Below are 1563 nucleotides of genomic sequence, written 5' to 3'. Positions count from 1 at the left end.
GATCAAGGCGTTGACCGCGTTGAGGTGGAGGAAATGCTGGCGCCACGGCAGGTGCACGATGAGGTCTGCGGTGAGAGCGACGATGCTGCCGACGAGCGCCACCCCGGGGACCAGGATCCGATGGTCGGTGGTGCGGAACAGGCCACGGCACAGGTGCGGCACGGCAAGGTCGAGGAAAAGAACCGGCCCGCAATAAGCGGTAACCGAGCCGGCCAGGCAGACCACCGCGAAGAGGGCGGTGTTGCGGGCCCGCCGGATCCGCACACCCAGCGAGCGGGCGTAGCGATCGCCGAGCAGGAGAGCGTTCAGCGGCTTGATCGAGGCGCCGATCAAGAGCAAACCCAGCACTACGGCCGGAGCGAGCACCAGCAGCTTGTCCGACGTCACACCGCCGAAGCTGCCGTCGCTCCAGTTCTCGTACACCTCGACCTGGTTCTCGGTCGTGAAGTGCAGCAAGACGGCGACCAGACCCTGGGCCAGAAATCCGAACATCAGCCCAGCGATCAACAGCGTCACGGCATTGACACGGCGCGACAGCGCCACGACAGCCAGCAGCACGGCGGTGGCGCCGGCGAAGGCGCCGGCCGCCAACGACAGGTCCGCCAGCACGCCGAGACGCGAAAGAGTGACGGCGAGCCCAGCGCTCCCCGCCACGGCACCGGCCACCGCCACTGTAGCGACACCGAGCTGCGCACCGGCGGTGATGCCCAGCGCCCACGGTCCGGCGAGCGGATTACGAAAGAGCGTTTGCAACGTCAGGCCGCCGAGAGCTAGCGCCGTACCGGCAAGGCAAGCGGTGAGCGCCCGCGGCAGCCGCAGCTCGAGCACGATGACACGCCAGATCGCCTGGCTCGGCTCACCGGTGAACAGAATGTTGACGATCTCGGCCAGCGGAATACGCACGGTGCCGAGCACCAGCTCGGCGGCGAACAAGGCGACAAAAAGGACAGCGAGCAACGGGAAGACGAGGGCGGCGCGCAACCGTGACGGCCGCCCCGGCGAGTCGGGCGGAGTTGGGCTCATCGCGCCGCGATCCTCACGGCTGAGCGCCCCTCTTTGCCGCGCACCCTCATGGCCGCGCCTCCCCTCGTGGCTGAGTGCCCCTCATTGCCGTTGCACCGGGGCGAAGAACACCAATTCGTGGTGCGGCAGCAGGCCGGGGTACAGCAGCGACACCAGGTCGGCGAGGGCGAGATCCGGGCGATTGATCGCGGTCTCGTTCCAATCCCAGGCGTCGCGCTCGGATCGCCTACGTTTGCGGTTGTTGTAGACCTGGCCAGCACGGTAGGCGGCAAAAAGCTCGGCCGGGACTCGCCCGTCCCAGTCTCGCTCGTCGAGAGCCGAGGTGATCCACAGGTCGGCGTCGGCCACTGCGTTCAAGACGCTGGCGGTGTCGAGGGTGGCGAATGGTCCCGCCGAGGGATCGGCCAGGGGGTTGATCGCCCCGGCGTCGGCGAAGAGCCCGGCCTCGGGTCCGTTGCTCTCCACCCACCAGCGATTGCCGCCAGCCGGCCCACCCCAGAAAGCGACCGGTGGCGACGCACCGGCCGCCGCCTTGGCACG

General features: G+C 68.6%; 2 protein-coding genes. Both read right to left on the bottom strand.

All coding sequences use genetic code 11. The features are described from left to right. A partial coding sequence (locus AAF481_20580) for an iron ABC transporter permease (protein MEM7483563.1) occupies positions 1-1023 on the bottom strand: 1023 nt, incomplete at its 3' end. A gap of 81 nt (positions 1024-1104) precedes the next feature. Then, on the bottom strand, positions 1105-1563 hold a 459-nt coding region (locus AAF481_20575; GenBank protein MEM7483562.1), incomplete at its 5' end, for a hypothetical protein.

Source organism: Acidobacteriota bacterium, from assembly GCA_039030395.1.
Taxonomy (GTDB): Bacteria; Acidobacteriota; Thermoanaerobaculia; order Multivoradales; family JBCCEF01; genus JBCCEF01.
The sequence above is the reverse complement of the archived record's forward strand: the minus strand, read 5'-3'. Positions and strand labels throughout refer to the sequence as shown.